The organism is Microbacterium neimengense (assembly GCF_054782995.1).
The window spans coordinates 1-3844 of the sequence record NZ_BAAGRK010000032.1 but is presented as its reverse complement, the minus strand read 5'-3'; the positions used below and the strand labels follow the sequence as shown (position 1 = coordinate 3844).

The window sequence follows — 3844 nt, the reverse complement described above, 5'->3', positions numbered from 1 at the left end:
GTATATTATCTCCCTCTCTTATATTGTATTATTATAATATATATAACGTTCCTCTTTTATATACTAATTAAAATAGTATATAGAAATATTTTAGGGTAATATGGTAGGTGTGAGTAATAAGGCTATTAGTATCACTTAGCTAAATACTTTACAGTACGTACACATGTGACCTATCAAGAAGTAGTCTACTTCTAGCCATTTAAGTCAAATACAGATTGACTTCAAACTTAGATGCTTTCAGTTCTTATTCATTATGCATATAGCTACCCTTCGATGCTAATTTTAATATCAACAGAAGGTACACCAGAGATGCACCAGATCTTGGTCCTTTCGTACTAAAGACTGATTCTGATTTGACTATTCTTATGTGCAAAGGATATAAACCATACTGACTCACGTCGTATTGAACCCAACTCACGTACCTTTTTAATCTGCGAACAGCAGAACCCTTCCCAGCTAATGCACCGGGAGGATAAGATGAGTCGACCATTATTAATCTATATTAAGGGGATTAATATAGTGTAAATTTTTAATATCACATCACTAGTTACCCAGCGAATTAGACTATGTCATCAATTACTTCTTTGGTAGCTTGTACATCATACTTGGGATAAGATTATCCTTAAGGATCTCATGGAGCTTATTAGCATCCTTACCACTAAACTGAATCACAAAGTACTTATGCTTATGAGGTACAACCTTAGTGTTGAATCCAAACTTAATGTTTAGTTCATTACTAATGATATTATTTTCCTCAAGAGTAAACCCCTGAGTGTGTAGAATCATAATACGCCCGTCTAGACTACCATCACACATGATCCAATACGCGAGCCCTACATCAGTAAGATGATTGAGAATCAGTCCTTCGAGAATAACCTTCTTCCCATCAACGAAAAGAAGTTCCCAGAGTACTGAAAAAGTAGGATGAGAGAAGGTCTTAAACCAATAACTCTTAATTTGCCCGATATTAACTCCGCGAAGATGTAGACGTGTTCCAGGAACGAGCATAAAGCAATATTCTGAAAATAGCTTGAATACATGGAATAGAAAATCCTTTTGGATAGCACCTTGCTCAAACTTAATAATAGCTTCCCGACTTACTCGGTACATGGTTGCATCTCCAAGGACCATACCCAGAGCTACTTGGAACAGAAAATTACTCATCATTGGCAGACTATTCTTATAATCCTGCCAGTACTTAGAATTCAGATGATGTCCATCCCGAGTATTCTTAATGTTATTGTTATTCATTTTTATTTCGTTATAGTATTATCAGAGGTACTCAATACTACTAATTGTAGTAGAGTCTATATGTATTTATTGCTAAAAACAATAAATGTACTTTTTAGTAATTGTCAGGCGCTCTTGGAAGGATTATTGTTAGTATTACTCACCTTCTAGTCGTTGAACCTTTTCAGTCTTATTAATACTCGACTGAACTTGGCTGCAAATTGTCTCAGTTTCCTAAGAGTTTCTTGCAATTCACCTGATTTATGTCTCGACTAAACTCAAATATGTAATCGAGGTGGCAAACAGCGCCGACAATATGAACTCTCGTGCGCTATAACCCTGTTATCCCTAGCGTAACTTTTATCTCTTGAGCGCTAGCCTATCCATATAGCACTAGCGGATCACTTAGTCCTACTTAAGTATCTGCTTCGACTTATCGGTCTTGCAGTCAAGCATGCATATACCTATGGGCTTTTGTGTGTCCTCATGACACGTTAGCTTCCATCTAACATCAGCATACCTTCGAGGTCCTCCGATACTTTATTGGAGGAAACCGTCCCAGTTAAACTACCCACTAGTCATATTAGCTTATTAAGCATAGCAACTATCATTAATGAATAAAGGTATTTCATTTGCGTCTAACGACTACCTTCTAAATCATTAAGACGATTACAATAACTAGCTATAGTAAAGCTGTATAGGGTCTTCGTGTCCTCTTGCACATAAACCGTATCTGCACGGCTAAACCAATTTCACTGAGGTACCGCATGAGACAGTGGAGGGATCGTTAATCTATTCATGCAGGATCGTATTTAGCGAACAATGAATTTCGCTACTTTAACATCCTTATAGTTAAGACGGTCATTCACCTAAGTTTCAACTGTCTGCTAATTACAGACTAGTTTTAGACTCTTGGCATTGGACAAGATTCAGTATCTATACAACATATATTTTATATAGCAGATACCGGTGTTTTTGGTAAACAGTCGCCCCTCCCTATTATGTGCCACCACTTTTTAAGTGGTCTCCCTTATTATCGAGTGTTAGGGAGCATTTTGCCGAGTTCCTTATGCGGTATTATCTCAACGCCTTAGTATTCTCTACTTGAACACCTGTGTCGGTTGTAGGGTACGGTAATAATCATATAATTTTCCTGACCATAACAAATGTTATAGTTATCTATGACAAACTCATCAATAATAATCTTAGAGACCGTTATAAATCGTCGCTGTTAACCATGACAACGAAACCCTTGTTCAATCGGCGGATAGTATTATAACTATCTTCTACGTTACTCATGTTAGCATTTTCTCTCCCATTATGTCCAGATAATGAAACACTATCTTTCATCCACATGGGATGCTCCTCTACTCTGATTAAATTACAGAATATATAATTTAATTGACATAGTTTCGGTAAATGACCTATAGACCCGCATATTGTCGGTGCCTATAGTCCTTTAGGCAACTGAGTTGTTACACCCTCTTCAAATGATAGCTACCTCCAAGCTAACATCATTGCTGTATTAGGACTACGACTTCCTTAAATTCACTTAGTCATTATTTTGGGACCTTCTATCTATGTTCTCGGCTGTTTCCGTTTCGACTATCCACCTTATCATGAATAGTCTGTCCTTCCCATAAAAATTTACATCATTTGGTGGTTAACACATCAAAGGTAGAATCTATGATCCCCCAATTAAATTAACGATTAAAACCATTAATATGATGGTCAGTGCTCTACCTATGTAAGTATATATGGAAAACCGTACCTCAATACGTTTCGAGGAGTACCAGCTATATCGTGGTCAGAGTTGTCTTTCACTTACCACCCTTTGCTCATCGGACAATAATGCAACATTGACCCGTTCGACCTATGAGTCTGGCAAAGGGTAAATCACCACGTTTCGGGTCTAATCCTAGTAACTATCCCGAATTAGTCTTATACTAATCAGTCGCTGTCGCTGGGGTTATTAACCTTGCTACTAGAAATAACTCGCTAACCCATTATGCAAAAGGTACGTTATCACATTCAAAATTAATTGAATTGCTTTAACTGCTTGTATGATTGCTGATTCAGAATCTATTTCACTAGTCATCGACTTTCTTTTCATCTTTCCCTCACGGTACTTGTCACTATCGCTACGTCATTCATACTTAGCCTTTGAGGATGGTTCCCCAATTTCTTTTCTTTTTCTAAAAAGAACTTCATGCAAGTTTTCTCTTACATTACTTATTTATTATCTATTTTATCATAAGCATACAGGGCTATTACCTTCTACGGATTACTTTTTCCAAAGTATTCTGCATTATAATAATGATATTTGGCTAGTTCTATTTCGCTCGCCACTACTTTAGAAGTCACGGTTGTTTTCCTTTCCTACAGTTACTAAGATGGTTCAGTTCACTGTGTATATAATTTACGGTTTCCCGTGCGGAACGCTATAATAAATTCATATATTATATAGCTTTTAGACAATAAGTCTTCCGTATAATGAATGCGTGCTAGACATCCCCAACAATCACTTTGATTACTCACACCTATGTGTCCATATATTTGTCATACTTATATTTACAAATTTATAAATATTTACTTATCTATAACTAATATAATT

At 36.5% G+C, this 3844-nt stretch carries 1 protein-coding gene and 1 rRNA gene; both read right to left on the bottom strand.

The features are described 5' to 3' along the window. Window positions 1-576: 576 nt before the first annotated feature. Window positions 577-1164, bottom strand: coding sequence for an LAGLIDADG endonuclease (locus ACYVJS_RS16370; protein WP_460624613.1), 588 nt, complete (start codon window positions 1162-1164; stop codon window positions 577-579). A 287-nt stretch (window positions 1165-1451) separates the two neighbouring features. Further along, window positions 1452-3770, bottom strand: a 23S ribosomal RNA gene (locus ACYVJS_RS16365). Between the last annotated feature and the right edge of the window lie 74 nt (window positions 3771-3844).

What these genes read in the sequence shown, in the direction of transcription:
- ACYVJS_RS16370 (WP_460624613.1), bottom strand. Translation starts at nt 1,164, where the DNA reads ATGAGTAATTTTCTGTTCCAAGTAGCTCTGGGTATGGTCCTTGGAGAT.